At 70.6% G+C, this 21631-nt stretch carries 15 protein-coding genes; 7 read left to right on the top strand and 8 right to left on the bottom strand.

Going from position 1 to position 21631, the window contains the following annotated elements:
* Positions 1-5: 5 nt before the first annotated feature.
* Positions 6-4301 carry a bifunctional nitrate reductase/sulfite reductase flavoprotein subunit alpha gene (locus OHT57_RS36865; RefSeq protein ID WP_328751092.1) on the bottom strand — a complete coding sequence of 1432 codons (4296 nt, stop codon included), beginning with the start codon at positions 4299-4301 and terminating at the stop codon, positions 6-8.
* Positions 4302-4460: 159 nt separating this feature from the next.
* On the opposite strand from OHT57_RS36865, the gene OHT57_RS36860 reads away from it, so the two are divergent.
* Both OHT57_RS36860 and katG read left to right on the top strand, forming a co-directional pair.
* Positions 4461-4907 carry a Fur family transcriptional regulator gene (locus tag OHT57_RS36860; protein ID WP_328751091.1) on the top strand — a complete coding sequence of 149 codons (447 nt, stop codon included), beginning with the start codon at positions 4461-4463 and terminating at the stop codon, positions 4905-4907.
* A 24-nt stretch (positions 4908-4931) separates the two neighbouring features.
* Positions 4932-7145 (top strand): catalase/peroxidase HPI, encoded by a 2214-nt coding sequence (gene katG / locus OHT57_RS36855; RefSeq protein WP_328751090.1) that lies wholly within the window; start codon positions 4932-4934, stop codon positions 7143-7145.
* Positions 7146-7197: 52 nt separating this feature from the next.
* Here the strand turns inward: katG and OHT57_RS36850 are convergent, their stop codons facing one another.
* Positions 7198-8373 (bottom strand): pyridoxal phosphate-dependent aminotransferase, encoded by a 1176-nt coding sequence (locus OHT57_RS36850; protein ID WP_328751089.1) that lies wholly within the window; start codon positions 8371-8373, stop codon positions 7198-7200.
* Positions 8374-8773: 400 nt separating this feature from the next.
* Here OHT57_RS36850 and OHT57_RS36845 point away from each other — a divergent pair, with 400 nt between their 5' ends.
* The 3 genes from OHT57_RS36845 (at position 8774) to OHT57_RS36835 (ending at position 11349) form a co-directional block, all read left to right on the top strand.
* Complete coding sequence (locus OHT57_RS36845; RefSeq protein ID WP_328751088.1) at positions 8774-9052, top strand: polyprenyl synthetase; 279 nt, start codon at positions 8774-8776, stop codon at positions 9050-9052.
* Positions 9045-10097 (top strand): polyprenyl synthetase family protein, encoded by a 1053-nt coding sequence (locus tag OHT57_RS36840; protein WP_328751087.1) that lies wholly within the window; start codon positions 9045-9047, stop codon positions 10095-10097. The genes OHT57_RS36845 and OHT57_RS36840 overlap by 8 nt, the downstream gene beginning before the upstream one ends.
* Before the next feature lie 94 nt (positions 10098-10191).
* Positions 10192-11349 (top strand): oxygenase MpaB family protein, encoded by a 1158-nt coding sequence (locus OHT57_RS36835; protein WP_328751086.1) that lies wholly within the window; start codon positions 10192-10194, stop codon positions 11347-11349.
* Positions 11350-11704: 355 nt separating this feature from the next.
* On the opposite strand, the gene OHT57_RS36830 is transcribed toward OHT57_RS36835, so the two are convergent.
* A complete protein-coding gene (locus tag OHT57_RS36830) occupies positions 11705-13033 on the bottom strand; it encodes a class I SAM-dependent RNA methyltransferase (RefSeq protein ID WP_328751085.1) in 1329 nt (442 codons plus the stop codon).
* A 78-nt stretch (positions 13034-13111) separates the two neighbouring features.
* Complete coding sequence (locus OHT57_RS36825; protein WP_328751084.1) at positions 13112-15160, bottom strand: APC family permease; 2049 nt, start codon at positions 15158-15160, stop codon at positions 13112-13114.
* Positions 15161-15563: 403 nt separating this feature from the next.
* Here OHT57_RS36825 and OHT57_RS36820 point away from each other — a divergent pair, with 403 nt between their 5' ends.
* Positions 15564-16235, top strand: coding sequence for a potassium channel family protein (locus tag OHT57_RS36820; protein WP_328751083.1), 672 nt, complete (start codon positions 15564-15566; stop codon positions 16233-16235).
* Entirely contained in the window at positions 16235-16912 is a 678-nt protein-coding gene (locus tag OHT57_RS36815) for a potassium channel family protein (protein WP_328751082.1), read from the top strand. The genes OHT57_RS36820 and OHT57_RS36815 overlap by 1 nt, the downstream gene beginning before the upstream one ends.
* Before the next feature lie 73 nt (positions 16913-16985).
* Here the strand turns inward: OHT57_RS36815 and OHT57_RS36810 are convergent, their stop codons facing one another.
* The 4 genes from OHT57_RS36810 to OHT57_RS36795 form a co-directional block, all read right to left on the bottom strand.
* Positions 16986-17750, bottom strand: coding sequence for a DUF3159 domain-containing protein (locus OHT57_RS36810; protein ID WP_328751081.1), 765 nt, complete (start codon positions 17748-17750; stop codon positions 16986-16988).
* A gap of 3 nt (positions 17751-17753) precedes the next feature.
* Positions 17754-18152, bottom strand: coding sequence for an OB-fold nucleic acid binding domain-containing protein (locus OHT57_RS36805; RefSeq protein ID WP_328751080.1), 399 nt, complete (start codon positions 18150-18152; stop codon positions 17754-17756).
* A 134-nt stretch (positions 18153-18286) separates the two neighbouring features.
* Positions 18287-18970: a response regulator gene (locus OHT57_RS36800; RefSeq protein WP_328751079.1), complete on the bottom strand. Its 684-nt coding sequence runs from the start codon at positions 18968-18970 to the stop codon at positions 18287-18289.
* Positions 18967-21510 carry a sensor histidine kinase KdpD gene (locus tag OHT57_RS36795; RefSeq protein ID WP_328751078.1) on the bottom strand — a complete coding sequence of 848 codons (2544 nt, stop codon included), beginning with the start codon at positions 21508-21510 and terminating at the stop codon, positions 18967-18969. The genes OHT57_RS36800 and OHT57_RS36795 overlap by 4 nt, the downstream gene beginning before the upstream one ends.
* Positions 21511-21631: the final 121 nt, after the last annotated feature.

Raw genomic sequence — 21631 nt, 5'->3', positions numbered from 1 at the left:
TTCGGTCAGTAGATGTCACGCACATAGCGCTTCTCGGCGGCGAGTTGCTTCACGTACGCCGCCGCGCCCGCCCGGTCCAGGCCGCCGTGCAGGACCGCGATGTCCCTGAGTGCCTGGTCGACGTCCTTCGCCATCCGTGAGGCGTCACCGCACACGTAGAAGTGGGCGCCGTCCTGGAGCCACGACCACACCAGCGGCCCGTGTTCCCGTATGCGGTCCTGGACGTAGACCTTGGCGCGCTGGTCGCGGGAGAAGGCGGTGTCCAGGCGGGAGAGTGTGCCGTCGGCGAGGAAGCCGTTCAGCTCGTCCTCGTAGTAGAAGTCGGTCGCCTTGTGCTGTTCGCCGAAGAACAGCCAGTTCGGGCCGCGGTGACCGAGAGCGCGGCGCTGTTCCAGGAAACCGACGAAGGGGGCGACGCCGGTACCGGGGCCGACCATGACCATGGGTGTGCCGGAGTCGGCGGGCGGCCGGAAGTGCGGGGAGCGCTGGACATGGACCGGCACCGGGGTGTCCGCGGCGGCGTCGGCGAGGAAGGGGGAGCAGACTCCTTGCCTGGGCCTGCCGTGCAGGTTCTCGTAGCGCACGACGGAGACGGTCAGGGAGACGAGGTGGGGGTCGGTCAGCGGACTGGACGATATGGAGTACAGCCGCGGCTGGAGGCGTCCGAGCGTCTTCGCCCAGTCCTGCGGGCCGGCTGTCACGCCGTACTCCGTGATGACGTCCACGGCTTGACGGCCCCAGCCCCACTTGGCCAGTTCGTCTTTGTTGTCCGGGCGCAGGAGCTTCTTCAACTCCCGTGGGTCACGGGTGCGTTCGGCGACGAACCGGAGCAGGCCGGGGGTGATCCTGGTGAGGTCGAGGTGGCGCAGGAACGCCTCGGCGACGGGGATCTCGCCGACGCCGTTCACGTCCACCACGGCCCCGGCGTCAAGCCCGGTGACTGCCAGCCACTCCCCCACCAGCTCCGCGGAGTTGAGCGGCAGGATGCCGAGGGCGTCGCCCGCCTCGTACAGGAGCGGGGTCCGGCTGTCCCGGGTGTCGAAGGTGAACCTGCGGACCTCCTTGCCGGCGCCGGGCAGGCTCAGCAGGCGGTTGCCGGTGAGGCGGGCAAGGACGGTGGCGGGCTTCTTCGCACGGGGCGGCGCCGCGGCGGGGGCCGTCCGGATCACGGTGGGGGCCGGGGCCGCCTGGAGCGGTGCCGGGGTCACGGCGTCGGCGGCCGGGGTGCCGGACAGCGCCGTCAGGACCTCGTCGAGCCATCCGTGCGCCGCGTCCTCGAAGTCCGGCTCGCAGTCCGTGCGCGGGGCCAGCCGCAGCGCGCCCAGCTCGTCGAGACGCTGGTCGAGACGGCGGCCGTGCCCGCAGAAGTCGCCGTACGACGAGTCGCCGAAGGCCAGCACCGCGTACCGCCGTCCCTCCAGGCGGGGTGTGCCGGGGGCAGCCAGGGTGTCCCAGAAGCCGCTGCCGTTGTCGGGGGCGTCGCCGTCGCCGAAGGTGCTGGTGATCAGCAGCAGATCGGCACCGGGCGGCAGCGCGCCGAGGTCGGCCTGGTCCATGCCGACCAGGGACGTGCTGTGACCGACGGTGGTGAGCCGATCCGCGGTGGCGGCGGCGAACTCCTCGGCGTTGCCGGTCTGCGAGGCCCACAGGATGACGACCTCACGGTGCAGCACACCGACCGGGGACTGTGTGACCGGGGGGTGCGCGGCCGGAAGTTGTGTGGCCGGGGCCTGTATGGGCGCCGCCCGTGAGTACATCCCGGCGAGTGTGCCGTTCACCCACAGGGCGTGCTCGGGGCTGAAGGGCGCGTCGGGGGGCAGCACCGGCACGCCCGGGGCGCCCGCGGGTATGCCCGCGAGGAAGCCGACCAGGTACTGGCGCTCCTGCGCAGTGAGGACGGGCGGCGCCGCGGGAGCGAGGCCGAAGACACTCGCGACGCCCGCGACGTCGGGGGCGGCGGCTGCCAGGTCCGCCCCAGCGGCGGGCACGGCCACGGCATCCGCGCCCGCACCGGCCACCGCGCTCCCCGAGACACCGGAACCGGCACCGTCCATCCCGCTCCCCGAGGCCCCAGGCACCGCGCCCGCCGCCCCCACCGCAGGTGTCCGGACCGTCACCGGCGTCGGCACCTTCGTCAGCGACACCGCGCACACCTTGAACTCCGGCTGGAACGACAGCGGATCCACCGCGTCGCTCGTCACCGCGTTGACGCTCAGGTACTCCCCGAAGAGGTCGTTCCAGTGAAAGGGCGCGAAGCAGCACCCGGGCCGTACCCGGTCCGTCACGACCGCGGGCAGCACGGCCCGACCGCGCCGGGACGCCACCTCCACGGAGTCCCCCTCCGCGATCCCCAACAGGTCGGCGTCCCGCGGATGCAGTTCCACGAAGGGCCCCGGGTTCAGCCTGTTGAGCTTCGCCACCTTCGCCGTCTTCGTCAGCGTGTGCCACTGGTGCTGAAGCCGCCCGGTGTTCAGGACGAACGGATAGTCGTCGTCCGGCATCTCCGCCGCCGGTATGTGCGGCCGGGCGTAGAAGACGCCCCGCCCGCTCGCGGTGGGGAACCTCAGCGAACCGTCCTCCCCCACGTACCGGATCGGGTTCCGGTCGGGCCCGTCCTCGCTCGCGGCCGGCCACTGCACCGGCGTCGCACGGAGCCGCTCGTAGGAGACTCCGCGCAGGTCCCAGCCCGTCTTCGGGTTCCAGGCCTGCTTGATCTCCTCGAAGACGTCCTCGGCGCTGTCGTAGGAGAACCCCTTCTCGTACCCCATCTCGCGGGCGACGGCCGCGATGATCCGCCAGTCCGCCATCGCCTCTCCGGGCGGGTCGGTCACCGCCGGGGTCAGCGTGAGGTTGCGCTCGCTGTTGACGAAGACGCCCTCACCCTCCGTCCACAGCGCGCCCGGCAGCACGACGTCGGCGTAGGCGTTGGTCTCGGTGTCGGCGAAGACGTCCTGGGTGATGACGAACTCGGCGGCCTCCAGGCCCTCGATGACGGTGCGGCGGTTGGCGACGGAGGCGACCGGGTTGGTGCAGACGATCCAGCAGGCCTTGATCTCGCCGTCGGCCATCTTCTGGAACATCTCGACGGTGCCCTTGCCGACGCCGTCGGCGCGCAGGGTGTCCGGCGGCAGCTCCCACAGTTCCTCCACGAAGGCCCGCTCGTCGTCGACGAGGACGGACCGCTGGCCGGGCAGGCCCGGGCCCATGTAGCCCATCTCGCGGCCGCCCATGGCGTTGGGCTGGCCGGTGAGGGAGAAGGGGCCGCTGCCGGGGCGGCAGATGGTGCCGGTGGCGAGGTGCAGGTTGACCAGGGCGTTGGTGTTCCAGGTGCCGTGCGTGGACTGGTTGAGCCCCATGGTCCACAGGCTCATCCACTCACCGGCTGCTCCGATGAGCCGCGCCGCCTCCCGGATGTCGTCCTCGGCGAGGCCCGTCATCTCGGCCACGGCTGCGGGCGTGTAGTCGGCGAGGAACTCGGGCATCGCCTCCCAGCCCTCGGTGTGGGCGGCGATGAACTCGGGATCGGTGCGGCCGTCGGTGTGCAGCAGGTGCAGCAGACCGTTCAGCAGCGCGAGGTCGGCGCCCGGCTTGATCTGCAGGAACAGGTCGGCCTTGGCCGCGGTGGCGGTGCGCCGCGGGTCGACGACGATCACCTTGGCGCCCGCCGACTTCACCCGTTCCATCATCCGCAGGAAGAGGATGGGGTGGCAGTCGGCCATGTTGGAGCCGATGACGAAGAAGAGGTCGGCCCGGTCGAAGTCCTGGTAGGAGCCGGGCGGACCGTCCGCGCCGAGCGACAGTTTGTAACCGGTGCCGGCGCTCGCCATGCACAACCGTGAGTTCGACTCGATCTGGTTGGTGCGCACGAACCCCTTGGCAAGCTTGTTCGCCAGGTACTGGGCTTCGAGGCTCATCTGCCCGGAGACGTAGAAGGCGACCGCGTCCGGCCCGTGCTCGTCGATGATGGCGCGCAGCCGCCGGGCGGTGCCGGTGATCGCCGCGGCGACCGGCTCCGGCACCGGTTCCGCGCCGCGTTCGGGCCGCACCAGGGCCGTGGCGAGGCGTCCGGGCGCGGAGAGCATGTCGGCGGTGGTCGCGCCCTTGGTGCACAGCTTGCCGAAGTTGGCGGGGTGCTGCTTGTCGCCGGACGCCTTGAGGACCGTACGACGTCCGTCCGGGCCGATGCCGATGTCGAGGACCATGCCGCAGCCCACACCGCAGTACGAGCACACCGTTCGCACCACGGGCACGCCTCCTGAGCTCAACCGGTTCGATCTCCGTCGACCGTACGAAACACCCATTACGCAGATGTCTCCCGAGCCGTTCATCAGGAGTTACACCGCCCGCACACCTGACAAGGAACGCTTGTGAGCGCCTGCGGGGCCGCGATCCGACCCGACACAAATTTGGAACGGTTCCATTTCTTGAACCATTCGTGTTTATGGGGGTAGGTTGGGCGCATGACCGCCCCCCAGCCTCCGAACACCGCGGACGAGCTGCGCGGTGCCGGCCTGCGGGTGACGGCCGCGCGCGTCGCGCTGCTCGAGACCGTCCGGGCCGGTGACCACCTCCCGGCCGACGCGATCGCCACGGGAGTGCGCGACCGTCTCGGCCACATATCCCTCCAGGCCGTGTACGAGGCCCTGCACTCGCTCACCGCGGCGCGTCTCGTGCGCCGCATCGAGCCGCCGGGCAGCCCGGCCCGGTTCGAGGGGCGGGTCGGTGACAACCACCATCACCTGGTCTGCCGCACGTGCGGGGCCGTCGTCGACGTCGACTGTGCCGTCGGGCACGCGCCCTGTCTCACAGCTTCGGACGACCGCGGCTTCTCGATCGACGAGGCCGAGGTCATCTACTGGGGCCTGTGCCCCGCCTGCACCCCTCACGCCCTTACGTCAGCACCCTGATCCACCCCGTTCGGAAGGACCCCCATGTCTGAGAACCCCGACGCAATCGTCACCGACGCCAAGACCGACGGCACCGGTGGCTGCCCGGTCGCGCACACGCGCGCCGCGCACCCCACCCAGGGCGGGGGCAACCGCCAGTGGTGGCCCGAGCGCCTGAACCTGAAGATCCTCGCCAAGGACCCGGTGGTCGCCAACCCGCTCGGTGAGTCCTTCGACTACGCCCAGGCGTTCCAGAACCTCGACCTGGCGGCCGTGAAGCAGGACATCGCCGAGGTGCTGACCACCTCGCAGGACTGGTGGCCCGCGGACTTCGGCAACTACGGCCCGCTGATGATCCGGATGGCCTGGCACAGCGCCGGCACCTACCGCATCAGCGACGGCCGCGGCGGTGGCGGCCGCGGCCAGCAGCGCTTCGCGCCGCTGAACAGCTGGCCGGACAACGGCAACCTGGACAAGGCCCGCCGTCTGCTGTGGCCGGTCAAGAAGAAGTACGGCCAGTCCATCTCCTGGGCCGACCTCATGATCCTCACGGGCAACGTGGCCCTGGAGACGATGGGCTTCGAGACCTTCGGCTTCGCCGGCGGCCGTGCCGACGTGTGGGAGGCCGACGAGGACGTGTACTGGGGTCCCGAGACCACCTGGCTCGACGACCAGCGCTACACCGGCGACCGTGAGCTGGAGAACCCGCTCGGCGCCGTGCAGATGGGCCTCATCTACGTCAACCCCGAGGGCCCCAACGGCAACCCTGACCCGCTGGCCGCGGCCCGCGACATCCGTGAGACGTTCCGCCGCATGGCGATGAACGACGAGGAGACCGTCGCCCTCATCGCCGGTGGTCACACCTTCGGCAAGACCCACGGCGCCGGCCCGGCCGACGCGGTCGGCAACGACCCCGAGGCCGCCTCGATCGAGGACCAGGGCCTGGGCTGGAAGTCCACCTACGGCACCGGCAAGGGCGGCGACGCCATCACCTCCGGTCTCGAGGTCACCTGGACCACCAAGCCCACCCAGTGGAGCAACGACTTCTTCGACATCCTCTTCGGCTACGAGTGGGAGCTCACCCAGAGCCCCGCCGGCGCCAACCAGTGGGTGGCCAAGGACGCGCAGGCGATCATCCCCGACGCCCACAGCGACTCCAAGAAGCTGCCCACGATGCTCACCACCGACCTCTCGCTGCGTTTCGACCCGATCTACGGCGAGATCTCGAAGCGCTTCCACGAGAACCCGGCCGAGTTCGCGGACGCATTCGCCCGCGCCTGGTACAAGCTGACCCACCGTGACCTGGGCCCGAAGTCCCTGTACCTCGGCCCGGAGGTCCCGGCGGAGACCCTGCTGTGGCAGGACCCGCTGCCGCAGGCCGAGGGCGAGACCATCGACGCCGCCGACGTCACGGCCCTGAAGGCCAAGCTTCTCGCGTCCGGCCTGACCGTCTCGCAGCTGGTGTCCACCGCGTGGGCCTCGGCGTCCACCTTCCGTGGCAGCGACAAGCGCGGCGGCGCCAACGGCGCCCGTATCCGCCTGGAGCCGCAGCGCGGCTGGGAGGCCAACGACCCCGAGCAGCTCGCGCAGGTCCTGCGTGTCCTGGAGGGCGTCCAGTCGGAGTTCAACTCCGGCGCCAAGAAGGTCTCCCTGGCCGACCTGATCGTCCTCGGCGGCGCCGCCGCGGTCGAGAAGGCCGCCAAGGACGCGGGCCACGACGTGGAGGTCCCCTTCACGCCGGGCCGTGTGGACGCGACCGAGGAGCACACCGACCCGGAGTCCTTCGCCGCACTGGAGCCGGTGGCGGACGGCTTCCGCAACTACCTCGGCAAGGGCAACCGGCTGCCGGCCGAGTACCTGCTGCTCGACCGCGCCAACCTGCTCACCCTGAGCGCCCCCGAGCTGACCGTCCTCGTCGGCGGTCTGCGCGTCCTCGGCGCCAACCAGGGCGGCTCGGCACACGGCGTCCTCACCACCACCCCGGGCACGCTGACGAACGACTTCTTCGTCAACCTGCTCGACCTGGGCACGGAGTGGAAGTCGACCTCCGAGGACCAGACCACCTTCGAGGGCCGCGACGCCGACACGGGCAAGCTCAAGTGGACCGGCACCCGTGCCGACCTGGTCTTCGGCTCGAACTCCGAGCTGCGCGCCCTCGCGGAGGTCTACGCGAGCGACGACGCGAAGGAGAAGTTCGTGAAGGACTTCGTCGACGCCTGGGTCAAGGTCTCGAACCTGGACCGCTTCGACCTGGTCTGATCACCTGAACCACGCGGGGGCCGGTCCACACGGACCGGCCCCCGCGCCATGTCTAGACGAGCGTGGTGACGAACTTCCCGAGCCGGGCGATCCCCTCGCGCAGTTCGGCGGCCGAGGCGGCGTAGGACAGCCGTACATGCGTCTCGGCGGTGCCCGTCCCGAAGTCCCGCCCCGGGGTGAGGGCGACATGCGCCTCCTGCAGCGCCCGCTCGCAGAACTCCCACGAGGTGAGCCCGGTGCCGCTGACGTCGAAGTAGACGTAGAACGCCCCGTCCGGCGGCACCGGCACCGGCAGCCCGATCTGCGCGAGCCCGTCGAGGACCAGCGCCCGCCGCCGCCCGAACTCGGCCCGCCGCTCCTCGCACACGGCGAGCGACTCGGGCGTGAAGCACGCGAGTGCCGCGTACTGGGCGGGAGTGGAGGCGCAGATCATGTAGTTCTGGGCCAGCCGCTCCAGCGCGGGCACCAGCGCCTCGGGCACCACGCACCAGCCCAGCCGCCAGCCGGTCATCCCGAAGTACTTGGAGAAGCTGTTGATGACGACGGCTTCCTCGTCGTACGACAGCACACTGCGCGGCGGCCGCCCGTGCTCGTCGTGGTCGCCGAGGTCGAGGTAGATCTCGTCGACGATCCGCCACGCGTCCCGCTCCCGGGCGAGGCCGCAGATCGCCGCCAGCTCGTCGGCCGGTACCGAGGTGCCGGTCGGGTTGGAGGGACTGGCGACCATGATCCCGCGGGTGCGGTCCGTCCAGTAGGACCGCACGGAGCCGGTGTCCAACTGGTACCGGGACTCGGCGCTCGTGGGTACGAGCGTGACCCGCGCGCCGAAGCTCTCGGCGATCTGCCGGTTGCAGGGGTAGGAGGGGTCGGCGATGAGCACCTCGTCGCCCGGGTCCACGAGGGCGGCGGCGCCCAGCACCAGCGCGGCCGAGGCCCCGGCGGTCACGACAACCCGGCCGGGGTCGACGTCGACGTGGTGCTGCTCGCCGTAGAAGCGCGCGATCGCCTGCCGCAGCTCCGGCAGCCCGAGCGCCCCCGTGTAACTCATCGGCCTGCTGCCCACGACGTCCCGCATCGCGTCCAGCACCGCCGGCGGCGCCCCGAAGTCCGGTTCCCCGAGACTGAGTTTGACGACGTGCCGCCCCTCGGCCTCCAGCGCGGCGGCGTGCTTGCCGAACTCCATGGCGTAGAAGGGTGCGACGGACTCGGCTCGCCGCGAGATCCTCATGCTGCCGACCTCCCGGGGTCAGTTGGCTCCGTACAGTGCTGCATCGGAATCATGCCACCCCGCACAGTCGACGGAAATCGGCAGGTCAGAGCCGTTTCCTGCGGAAGTCGCCGGGTTCTTGGGGGCCACGGCCGCCGACTGCGGGAGGTGCCTCCGTGCGGCCGGGCACCGGTGACGTCGTCGGCGCCCTGGGCATGGAACGAGCGTCACGGCACTCGGGACGGGACGGCATCCCGGACTCCCTCGTCAACTGCCCTCGCTCCAGCTGTGATCCGTACGGTCGAGCGGTTGGATCACTCGATCGTGAGTTCTTCCGCTGCCGCACCCGGCAGGACGCCATGCTCGGAACGACGGTGTGCGCCCGGGGCTGCCCGGACGCACGACGGATGAGGGGGATGGCGTGACGCAGGAAGCGGGACGGCGCGGCGGCCCGGAGGGTCAGGCGCTGCTGCTGGCCGCCGGGCTGGCCGACCTTGCGGTGAGCACGGTGGGTTCGGCCCTGGGGACCGTGCGGGGACTGCTGCGCCGGTCGGACGCCGAGGAGCTTGCGGCGGAGGCCGAGCACGAGCTCGTGGCACGCGGGCGTCTGGTGCTGGACCGGTACGCGGCCGTGCCCCCGGCCCACCTGGAGATCCTCGCCCGGCGCGCCCTGGCCCGGAAGGCCGCCGGCGGTGGCTGACCGGTGGGAGCCGGACGCCTTCAAGGCCCGCGTGGACGAGGTGCTGCGGGAATTCGTCACCCGGGAGGCCGACGAGTTCGCCGCGGTCGATCCCACGCTCGGCGCGGTCGCCGAGAGGTTGGAGGCGGCGGTCGTGGACGGCAAGCGGCTGCGGGCGGCGTTCTGTTACTGGGGATGGCGTGCGGTGGGGCAGCCGGACAGCGACACGCTGGTGCGGGCGGCGGCCTCGATGGAGCTGGTGCACGCCGCCGCGATCGTGCACGACGACCTCATCGACGACAGCGCGCTGCGGCACGGGCGGCCCACCGCCCACGTCGCCCTGCGTGCGGCCGTAGGAGTTCGTCCGGACGCCGATGCCGCCGCGCGGTCGCTGGCGATGCTGGTGGGGGACCTGTTGATGGCGCTCGCCGGGCAGTTGTTCGCCACCAGCGGTCTGCCCGCCGCGTATCTCGTCCGCGCCCGCCCGTTGTGGGCGGTGATGGCGCGTGAGCTGATCGCCGGCGAATGCCTGGAGATCCTGCGTACCGGGGCCGAGCCGGACACGGAGACGTCACTGAAGGTGATCCGGTACAAGACCGCCAAGTACACCGTGGAACAGCCCCTGTTGATCGGTGGGGCGCTGGCCGGTGCGGGCGCGCGGCTCCGCGAGGGCTACTCCGCGTACGGGTTGCCCCTGGGCGAGGCGTTCCAGCTCCGCGACGACCTGCTCGGGCTTTTCGGAGACCCCGGGCACACCGGCAAGGCCAATGCCGACGATGTGCGCGGGCGCCGGCCCACCGCGCTCCTGGCGGAGACATGGCGTCTCGCCGACGACGGAGAGCGGGAGTCGCTGCACACGCTGCTCGGCCGGGACGATCCGGACGGGAAGGGGCTGGACGCGGTGCGCGAGGTGATGCGCCGGCTCGGGGCACCCGACCGCGTCGAGGGCATGATCCGGGCACGGGTCGAGGAAGCCCTCGGCGCCCTCCACGAACTGGATCTGCCGACGCACGCCGCCAACGGACTGACCGCGCTGGCACATTCCGCGGCCGTACGCCTGTCCTGACCCTCGCATCGGGGCGGCGCGAGCCCACGCCGTCCCGGGCGACCGCCCCTTCCGTCCGCCGTGGACGCTCCCGAGGAAGTTGAGAGACCCTGCCATGACCTACACCGACGCATCGCTGGACGCCCTGCGACAGGCCGGGGACGAGCTCGCCGACGCGACCGTCGCCGAGCTCTTCGCACGCGGGGAGGTGGGCAGGTTCAACACCCTGATGCGTTACGTCTCCACCTCCGTCGCACCCCTCCCGGACGGACTGCCCGACGTCGCCCGCGAGTACCTCGAAGTCACCGCCACCCCACCCGCCTGGGTGGACTGGGCGGAGATGGAGAAGGCCCGGTTGTTCTTCATCGACAACAACGTGCACATCTCCACCGCGCTGTCCTTCGCCGCCATGCCCGCCTGCTACCTCGTCCCGCGCGTGGCGAAGCTGCTGTCGGCCACCCACGGGCTGGAGTACCCCTCCAAGCGGATGGCGGAGACCGGCCAGTTCACCGTCCACCTGATGCGGCCCGACGCCTTCGAGGCCGGCAGCCGTTTCATCCCGGCCGCCCAGAAGGTCCGTCTCCTGCACGCCTCCATCCGCCACCACCTCACCCGCGAGAACCGCTGGGACACCGCCGACCACGGGACGCCGATCTGCCAGGAGGACATGATCGGCGGGCAGATGTTCTTCTCCCTGCTCGTCCTGGACAGCCTGCACCGCCTGGGCATCCACATGTCGACCGAGGGAGCGGAGTCCTACTTCTACGCGTGGCGCGTCGTGGGCGCCATGCTCGGCGTCGACCAGGAGGCCGTCCCCCGAACCCTCGACGAAGCCCGCCAGTTCCTCGACCTGTACATGGTCCGCCACATGGGCCCCTCCGACGAGGGCACCCATCTGACCCGGCAGCTGATCGACCTCTACGAGGACGTGGTGCCCGGCACCTTCTTCGACCCGATCGTCTCCGCCCTCATCCGCCACCTCATCGGCGACACCTGCGCCGACTGGCTCGACGTACCGCGCACGTCCTGGGACACCGTCGTCAAGGCCGTGCCCCATCTGCTCGGCGTCCTGGAGACCATCGAGGACCGCTCCCCGCTCGGCGCCTGGGCCCTGGACCGCCTCGGCCACCTCACCACGGTCCTCGAACTCTCCTCCCTCACCCGAGGACGCGTCATGCACTACGCCATCCCCGAAAGCCTCAAGAAGGACTACGGCCTCTCCGGCACGGTGCCTCGCAGCCACCGATGGACCCCGCCGACCGCCACCGTCTGACAACCCGCGCGTCGGGAGACGGCTTCCGGAGTCCAACGCCCGAAGTGCCGCGTCAACCCCTGTTCCGCGAGGCCGTCGAGCGGTGCGGTGAATGTGCGGGGCGAACGGCGGGTTCGCCGGTGCGGACTTCGCTGCACCGGCTCTCAGCGGGCCGCACCGGGCCTGTCGGCGTAACGAACCCGCTTCATCTCGCGCACCGCACCCAGCGTGGCCCACTCGTCCCTACCGAGCCGCGCCGACGGCCGCGGCAGGCCGATGTCCGCAGCTCAAACACCTGAGACAAGCAGCCGACCCACTCCACCTGATGGCTGACGGGAAACAGGTCGAACTGCCCGGCCATCGACGGAACCACAGATCAGGAGCCCTTCGCCACCGGCTCCAGAATCGCCACACACTCCATGTGATGCGTCATCGGGAACAGGTCGAACACCCTGAGCGTCCGCACCCGGTACCCGCCCTCCTTGAAGTACCCGAGGTCCCGCGCCAGGGCGGCCGGATCGCAGGCGACGTACGCGATCTTGCGCGCGCCCAGCGACGCCATGTGCTCGACCGTCTTGCGGCCGGCGCCCGCCCGGGGCGGGTCCAGGACGATGAGGTCGACCTCGGTGATGCCCGTGCGCGGCAGGGCGGACTCCACCTTGCCCTGCTCGATGCGGACGCGGTCGAAGCCGGCGAGGTTGTGCCGGGCGTCCTCGACCGCGCGCTTGCCGGACTCGATGCCGAGCACCGCGCCCTGGTCGCCGAGGCGGTCGGCGAGGGCGCCCGCGAAGAGGCCGACGCCGCAGTACAGGTCGAGGGCCATGTCGCCCTTGCGGGGCAGCAGGCCCTGCATGACCGCCTTCACCAGGGTGTCGGCCGCCTGCGGGTGGACCTGCCAGAAGCCGCCGCTGCCCACCCGGTGGGTGCGGCCGTCGGCCCGCTCGCGCACGAAGGCGCGGCCGTGGACGCGGTGGATGCCGCCGTCGTGCTCCTCGACGCGCATGACGGAGACGGGCTTGTCGAGTTCGACGAGGGGAAGGCGGGCGCCGGGGCGGGGCTCCAGGATGACCATGCGGTCCTGCGAGCCCGTGGCGGCGATCGCCTCCACCGAGGTCATTCCGGACCAGTCGCGCTCCTCGATGCCGAGCTCGCTCACGCCCTGCGCGGCGATCATGCAGCGCTCGATCGGCTCGACGTCGTGCGAGCGGTGGCGGCGCAGACCGGCGTTGCCGTCGGCGTCCACCGCGTACTGCACGCGCGTGCGCCACTGCGGCACCTCGCCCGCGGGCAGCTTGTCGCCCTCGGCCGGCATCACGGTGCCGTCCCAGCCGGCCTCCTCGGGGGTGAGGCCCGCGAGCCGCTGCAACTGCTCGGCGACGACCTCGCCCTTCAGACGCCGCTGCGCGCCCGGCTTGGCGTGCTGCCAGTCGCAGCCGCCGCAGCGGCCGGGACCGGCGTAGGGGCAGGGCGCCTCGATCCGGTCCTTGGAGGGCTCAAGGATCTCCACAGCGTCCGCACGCAGGAAGCGCGCGCCTTCCTCGCCCTCGGTGACGCGGGCCACGATCCGCTCGCCGGGCAGCGTGTGCCGGACGAACAGCACCTGACCGTCGACCGTACGGGCGATGCAGTGCCCGCCGTGGGCGACCGGCCCCACCTCGACCTCGTAGTCGACCCCCACCAGTGATTTCTTCGGTTCTGCCTGCATGGCGGGGTGACTCCACAACGTCAAGGGGGAAAACGGCCGGGCTCGAAAGGAGACCGGCCGGGACGACAGCCATCCAGTCTACTTCGGCGCCGACTGCTCCTTCGCCCTGTCCACAGCCGGACCGCGCCGCACCGCACCCGGCGCGTTCCACTCCTGCCGCTTGCGGGCCCGGTTCCGCGCCGCCTCGGAGGACTGCAGCTGGTAGGGCACCGAGGTCACCATGACCCCCGGTGTGAACAGCAGTCGGCCCTTGAGCCTGAGAGCGCTCTGGTTGTGCAGCAGGGCCTCGTACCAGTGGCCGACCACGTACTCGGGGATGATCACGGACACCACGTCGCGCGGCGACTCCTTCCGGAGCCCCTTCACGTAGTCGATGATCGGCCGCGTGATCTCGCGGTACGGCGAGTCGAGCACCTTCAGCGGCACGGTGATCCCGCGCGCTTCCCACTCCTCGCGCAGCGCCTTGGTCTCGGCCGGGTCCACGTTGACGCTGAGCGCCTCCAGGCTGTCGGAGCGCATCAGCTTGGCGTAGGCGAGGGCCCGCAGAGCCGGGCGGTGGATCTTGGAGATCAGCACGACGGAGTGGACCCGGGACGGCCGCAGGCTGTCGTCGCTCGGGCCCTCCGGGGCGGCGATCTCCTCGGCGACCCGGTCGTAGTGCTTACGGATCGCCGTCATCGTCGCGTAGAAGATGCACATGCCGAGCAGGGCCACCCAGGCGCCGTGCGTGAACTTGGTGACGAGGACGACCACCAGGACGAGCCCGGTGAAGAAGGCGCCGAAGGCGTTGATCGCGCGGGAGCGGATCATGCGGCTGCGCTTCGCGGCGTCCTTCTCGGTGGCCAGGTGACGGTTCCAGTGCCGGACCATGCCGGTCTGGCTCAGCGTGAAGGACACGAACACGCCGACGATGTAGAGCTGGATCAGCCGGGTCGAGTCGGCGCCGTAGATCCACACCAGGAGTCCGGCCGCGCCGGCCAGCAGCACGATGCCGTTGGAGAAGGCGAGGCGGTCGCCGCGGGTGTGCAGCTGGCGTGGCAGGTAGCGGTCCTGGGCGAGGATCGAGCCGAGCAGCGGGAAGCCGTTGTAGGCGGTGTTCGCGGCGAGGAACAGCACCAGCGCGGTGGCCGCGGCCAGCACGATGAACAGGAAGCTGCCCTTGCCGAAGACGGCCTCGGCGACCTGGGAGATCACCGGGTTCTGCACATAGCCGGAGCCGATGGCGACGCCGTTGTGGATCAGGTCGGCGGCCGGGTTCTCCGCCATGCGGACCTTGGTCACCATGGCCAGCGCGATGATCCCGCAGAACATGGTGACGGCCAGCAGACCCATCATCGCGAGCGTGGTCGCCGCGTTCTTCGACTTGGGCTTTCGGAAGGCCGGTACGCCGTTGGAGATGGCCTCGACGCCGGTGAGCGCCGCGCAGCCGGAGGAGAAGGCGCGCAGCAGCAGGAAGACAAGGGCGAATCCGGCCAGGCCCTGGTGCTCGGCCCTGATGTGGTAGTCCGCCGTCGGTGCCCGCATGGTGTCGCCGAGCACCATGCCGCGGAACGCACCCCACGCGATCATGATGAAGACGCCCGTGACGAAGACGTACGTCGGGATCGCGAACAGCGAGCCGGACTCCTTCATGCCGCGCAGGTTCATCAGCGTGAGCAGGATGATCACGGCGATCGCGCACAGCACCTTGTGCTGGACGACGAAGGGCACCGCCGAGCCGAGGTTCTCGATGCCGGAGGCGATGGACACGGCCACCGTGAGGACGTAGTCGACGAGCAGGGCGCTGGCGACCGTGAGGCCCGCCTTGGGACCGAGGTTGGTATTGGCCACCTCGTAGTCGCCGCCGCCGCTCGGGTACGCGTGCACGTTCTGCCGGTAGGAGGCGACCACCGTGAACATCAGCACGACGACCGCCACGGCGATCCAGGGGCTGAAGTGGTACGCCGACACACCCGCGATGGACAGGACCAACAGCACCTCGCCGGGCGCGTACGCCACGGAGGACAGCGGGTCGGAGGCGAACACGGGTAGGGCGATGCGCTTCGGCAGGAGCGTTTCCCCGAGCCGGTCACTGCGCAGTGCGCGCCCGATCAGGATGCGTTTGGGCACGTCGGTCAGTTTGGACACAACAGTGAAGCGTAAGCGTTCGAACGGGCGCCCAACCACCCGGCACCCCGCATCTGCTCTCCGGGTGAAATCGGCGGCCGTCCCGGCTACGGATTCCGCAGGTGGGCGGGTCCGCATGTCTATATGACAAGACTCCACCCCCGAAGGCCCCCCAGCCCCTCGAAGCCCCCGCCCCGGAGGACCCATGCACACGTCCGCAGAGCTGATCGGCGCCGCGGCAACCCTCGTCGGCCTCGGAATCCTGACCCTCGCGAGCGCCCGCAGCATCAGCCGACGCTGAACGGGGCCGGGACACGGCAACCGTGCACAGGGGTGCCGTCGTCCTACGCCCGTGTGTAGCTTGGGCCTCTGTCTGAGACCCTGATGTGGCTGAGCAGTAACTATTGACACCGGAAGGACGGTCGTGCACATCGTCATCATGGGCTGCGGGAGAGTGGGTTCCGCTCTCGCCCAGACCCTGGAGCAACAGGGGCACACGGTCGCCGTGATCGACCAGGACCCCACCGCCTTCCGACGACTGGGCTCCGGTTTCGGTGGTCGTCGTGTCAACGGAGTCGGCTTCGACCAGGACACCCTGCGCGAGGCGGGCATCGAGGAGGCCGGCGCCTTCGCGGCGGTCTCCAGCGGCGACAACTCCAACATCATCGCCGCGCGCGTGGCTCGCGAGATGTTCGGCATCGAGAACGTCGCGGCCCGTATCTACGACCCCCGGCGCGCCGAGGTCTACCAACGCCTGGGCATCCCCACGGTGGCCACGGTCCGCTGGACGGCGGACCAGATGCTGCGCCGTCTGCTGCCGTCCGGCGCGGAGCCGCTGTGGCGCGATCCCACCGGTGGTGTCCAGCTGGCCGAGGTGCACGCCTCGACCGCCTGGGTCGGCCACAAGATCAGCAGGATGCAGGAGGAGACGGGCGTCCGCGTGGCGTTCCTGACCCGCCTCGGCGAGGCGATCCTGCCCACCTCGCAGACGGTGCTCCAAGAGGGCGACCTGGTCCACGTGATGATGCGTACGGACGACATCGAGAAGGTCGAGGCGTCCTTCGCCGAGGGCCCCGAAGAGGAGGGCGGTCACTGATGAGGGTCGCCATTGCCGGTGCCGGCGCGGTCGGCCGCTCGATCGCGGGCGAACTGCTGGAGAACGGCCACGAGGTTCTCCTGATCGACAAGGCGCCGACCGCCATCTCGGTCGAGCGCGTCCCCCAGGCGGAGTGGCTGCTCGCCGACGCCTGCGAGATCACCTCCCTGGACGAGGCCGCGCTCCAGCGCTGCAACGTGGCGATCGCCGCGACGGGCGACGACAAGGTCAACCTGGTCGTCTCCCTGCTGGCGAAGACGGAGTACGGCGTCCCACGCGTCGTCGCACGCGTGAACAACCCGAAGAACGAGTGGCTGTTCAACGAGTCCTGGGGCGTGGACGTCGCCGTGTCGACGCCACGCCTGATGTCGGCCCTGGTCGAGGAGGCGGTGAGCGTCGGCGACCTGGTCCGCCTGCTCCGCTTCAGCCACGGCGACGCGAACCTCGTCGAACTGACCCTCCCGGAGGAGTCGGCCCTGGCCGGCACGCAGGTCGGCGACGTCGAGTGGCCGGAGGACACCTCCCTGGTCACCATCATCCGCGGCACCCGCGTCCTCACCCCGACCCGGGAGGACTCCCTGGAGGCCGGCGACGAACTGCTGTTCGTGGCGGCCCAGGCCCGCGAGGAACAACTGGAGGACCTGCTGTCGGTGCGCCGGGAGGACACGGCGAGCTGAGGCCTTCGAGGATTACGACGGCGAAGGGCGCCCCGCGTGTGCGGGGCGCCCTTCGCCGTCGTAACGGAAGTAACTACGCCTCGCGCCGGTGCCGCCCGCCCGCGGCCTCGGTGTCCTCACGCTCCGCGGACTGCGCGGCCTTGAGCTCCTCCTCCGCCTTCTCGGCGGCTTCCATCTCCGCGAACACGTCGATCGGAGCCGGCGCCTTCGCGAGGAAGACCCAGGTCAGCCATACGGCCAGCAGGAACGGCGGGATCTTCAGGGCGATCAGGACCCAGCCGAGCTGCGCGGTGTCGGCCCACCAGTACAGCGGGAAGAGGATCGCGCACTTGGCGAGCAGGATCCCGCCCCAGGCGTAACTGGCCTTGGCATAGGCCTTCTTGCGGCCCGGGTTGCGCGTGCGCCAGGAGAGGTTCTCCTTGAAGACCGGGCCGAGGATGAGCCCCATCAGCGGCATGCCCGCGAGGGTCGTGATGACGTAGGCCAGGCCCAGGCCCAGCGTGTACAGCATGCCCGGCAGATAAAAGTTTTTGGCATTGCCCGTCATCATCGCGAAGACGACACCGAAGGCGACGCCGAAGACACCGCTGAACGCGTGCTTGACGGTGTCCCGCATCACCAGGCGGACCACGACGAGCAGCAGGGACACCGCGAGCGCGGCGATCGCCGACAGGTGCAGGTCCTTGTTGATCGTGAAGATCGTGACGAAGAGGAGGCCTGGCAGAACCGTCTCGACCATGCCCCGGACGCCGCCGAACGCCTCGAACAGGGCGGCCTCGGTCACCGCCCGTGCGTCGTCGGCCTGCGTGTCTTCGGTCGGCTTGTCGAGAGACGTCACCGGCTACTCCCGTCCGAGGGGTCTGAGTTCGTATTTCGGATTGAACAGCACCCGGCGGCCCCGGCTCATCGAGACCCGCCCCGATGCGATCAGCTTGCGCCCCGGTTCTATGCCCACGATGGAGCGTCTGCCGAGCCACACCACGTCCAGGGCGGCGGAGCCGTCGAACAGCTCGGCCTCCAGGGCCGGGACGCCCGCACGCGGCCGCAAAGTGACCGTGCGCAAGGTACCAGTAACGGTCACGATCTGACGGTCGTGGCAGTCACCGATCCGGGTACACCCGGTGGTGTCGGTGTCCTCGCGCAGCTCCTCGGACTCCAGGTCCTCCTGCGACGAGGAGAGCCGGTCGAGCATGCGCCGGAACCGGCCCACCGGCTTCTCGGAACGAGGGACAGCACTCATATCCGAAAGCGTACCGGGGTGCGCCGACAGCGTTGTACCCGCAGCACTGGCGTTCGAACCGATATCCCGCCCCCGGCTCCGTGATGCTGCACCCTCCGGGGGACGACCCCCGGACCCCCAGCCGACCCCACAGCTCACCTCTCGAACCGATACCCCATCCCCGGCTCCGTGATGAAGTGCTTCGGATGGGACGGGTCCGCCTCCAGCTTCCTCCTCAGCTGGGCCATGTAGACCCGCAGGTAGTTGGTCTCCGTCCCGTACGACGGCCCCCACACCTCCTGGAGGAGCTGTTTCTGGCCGACGAGCCGGCCGGTGTTGCGGACCAGCACCTCCAGCAGATGCCACTCGGTGGGCGTGAGCCGTACGTCCCTGCCGTGCCGCTGGACCTTCTTCGCGGCCAGGTCGACGGTGAACTCGTCGGTCTCCACCAGGACGTCGTCCTCCTCGCCCCCGGTGGGCTCGGCGCGGCGCACGGCGGCCCGGAGCCGGGCCAGCAGCTCGTCCATGCCGAAGGGCTTGGTGACGTAGTCGTCGGCGCCCGCGTCCAGCGCCTCGACCTTCTCGTCGGAGGAATGCCGGGCGGACAGCACGAGAATCGGCACCCGGGTCCAGCCGCGCAGTCCCCTGATCACCTCGACGCCGTCCATGTCGGGCAGGCCCAGGTCGAGGACGACCACGTCGGGGTGGCGGGCGGCGGCCAGCCGGAGCGCGGTGGCGCCGTCGTGCGCCGCGTCGACCTCGTACTTGCGGGCCTTGAGGTTGATCACGAGGGCGCGCACGATCTGCGGCTCGTCGTCGATGACCAACACCCTGGTCATGTGGCCTGCCTTTCGGGTTCTGCGTAGCGTTCCGCGGACGGTTCGGAATGCGCCGCCCGGAGTGTAAGCACCATGGTGAGGCCACCGCCGGGCGTGTCCTCGGCATTGAGGGTGCCGTTCATGGCCTCCGCGAAACCCCGGGCCACCGCGAGCCCGAGCCCCACCCCGGCACCGCGCGGGGCGTCGCCGTAGCGCTGGAAGGGCTCGAAGATGCGCTCCTTGGCCTCGTCGGGGACGCCGGGGCCACGGTCGACGACCCGTACCTCGACCCGGTCGGCGATGGCGCTGGCGGAGACCCAGACGGGGGTGTCGGACGGGCTGTACTTGACGGCGTTCTCGACCAGGTTGGCCACGGACCGCTCCAGGAGCCCCGGATCGACGGCGACCATCGGCAGGGTCTCGGGGACGTCCAGTTCCACGCTCTGGTCGGGCACCCCGCCGAGCGCCATCGGCACCACCTCGTCGAGGTCGATCTCCCGGATGAGCGCGGTGACCGTGCCGGTCTGGAGGCGGGACATGTCGAGCAGGTTGCCCACCAGGTGGTCGAGCCGGTCCGCGCCCTCCTCGATGCCCTCCAGGAGCTCCGCCTGGTCCTCCTCGGACCATGCCACGTCGTCGGACCTCAGGGACGAGACGGCCGCCTTGATCCCGGCCAGGGGTGTGCGCAGGTCATGGCTCACGGCGGCCAGGAGCGCCGTACGGATCCGGTTGCCCTCGGCCAGCGTGCGGGCCTGGTCGGCCTCCTCCTGGAGCCGGTGCCGGTCCAGGACGACGGCGGCCTGGGCGGCGAACGCGGCCAGCACCCGGCGGTCCTCCGCGGGCAGCACCCGGCCGGTGAGCGCGAGCGCCATGTGGTCCCCCACCGGCATGTCGACGTCGGCGTCCTCCGGCCGCTCCACGGGCCGCCCGAGACCGACACGGCCGGCGCACGTCCAGGGCTCGACGTCGCCCGCCCGCTCCAGCAGGGCCGCCGACTCCATGCCGAAGGTCTCCCGGACACGTTCCAGGAGCTCCTCCAGACCGGTCTCGCCGCGCAGCACGTTCCCGGCGAGGAAGGACAGGATCTCCGACTCGGCGCGCAGCCTGGCGGCCTGGTGGGTGCGGCGGGCGGCGAGGTCGACCACGGAGGCCACCGAGATGCCGACGCCCACGAAGATCACGATGGCCACGATGTTCTTCGGGTCGGCGATGGTCCAGCGGTGCAGGGGCGGTGTGTAGAAGTAGTTCAGCAGCAGCGAGCCGGCCGCGGCCGAGGCCAGCGCCGGGAACAGTCCGCCGAGCAGGGCCGCGGCCACCACGACCGCCAGGAACAGCAGCATGTCGTTGGCGAGACCGAGGTCGACGGTGTTGAGGAGGATCGCCAGCAGCGCCGGGCCGGCCAGGCCGACCAGCCAGCCCCACAGGATCCTCGCTCGCCCGAGCCGTGCGCTCCGGGCGACGGGCAGGCCACGTCCCTTGGCGACCTCGTCGTGGGTGACGATGTGCACGTCCAGGTCGGGCCCCGACTCCCGGGCCACGGTCGCGCCGACGCCGGGTCCGAAGACGTACTGCCAGGTCTTGCGACGGGAGGAGCCGAGGACGATCTGGGTGGCGTTGACCCCGCGCGCGAAGTCGAGCAACGCAGCCGGTATGTCGTCGCCGACCACGTGGTGGAAGGTGCCGCCGAGGCCCTCGACCAGGGCGCGCTGGACGGCGAGTTCTTTGGGCGAGGCGGAGGTCAGCCCGTCGCTGCGGGCTATGTAGACGGCGAGCACCTCACCGCCGGCGCCCTTCTCGGCGAGCCGCGCGGCCCGCCGGATCAGCGTCCCGCCCTCCGGTCCGCCGGTCAGCCCGACCACGATCCGTTCCCGCGAACCCCAGATCTTCGAGACCCGGTGGTCGCTGCGGTACTGCTTGAGGTACTCGTCGACCCGGTCGGCCACCCAGAGCAGCGCCAGCTCGCGCAGGGCGGTGAGGTTGCCGGGCCGGAAGTAGTTGGAGAGGGCCGCGTCGACCTTGTCCGGCTGGTAGATGTTGCCGTGGGCCATGCGGCGCCTGAGCGCCTGCGGCGACATGTCGACAAGCTCGATCTGATCGGCCCGCCGCACGAACTCGTCGGGCACGGTTTCCTGCTGCCGTACTCCGGTGATCGACTCGACGACGTCGCCGAGCGACTCCAGATGCTGGATGTTGACGGTCGAAACCACGTCGATCCCCGCCGCGAGCAGTTCCTCCACGTCCTGCCACCGCTTGGCGTTGCGGGAGCCCGGAACATTGGTGTGGGCGAGTTCGTCCACCAGGGCGACGGCGGGGGCGCGGCGCAGGACGGCGTCGACGTCCATCTCGGTGAAGACGGAGCCGCGGTACTCCAGCTCCTTGCGCGGGATCACTTCCAGACCGTGCAGCATCACCTCGGTGCGCGGCCGCCCGTGGTGCTCGACGAAGCCCACGGCACAGTCGGTACCCCGCTCGGTCCTGCGATGCGCCTCGGACAGCATCGCGTACGTCTTGCCGACGCCCGGTGCCGCACCGAGGTGGATCCATAGCCTGCCGCGTCCCATGGGCTCATTGTCTTCCGGTCACTACGCCTACGCAGCGTCGACCCTACGGCCAACAATCCCGGCAAACGGCCCCAGGCGCGGCCCGGGGTCCGTCTTTGACGCAACCCTGACGCGCGTGCGA

The organism is Streptomyces sp. NBC_00285, assembly GCF_036174265.1.
In the GTDB taxonomy this organism is placed as follows: domain Bacteria; phylum Actinomycetota; class Actinomycetes; order Streptomycetales; family Streptomycetaceae; genus Streptomyces.
Note: the sequence above shows the minus strand (reverse complement) of the source record. Positions and strands in the feature narration are given on the sequence as shown.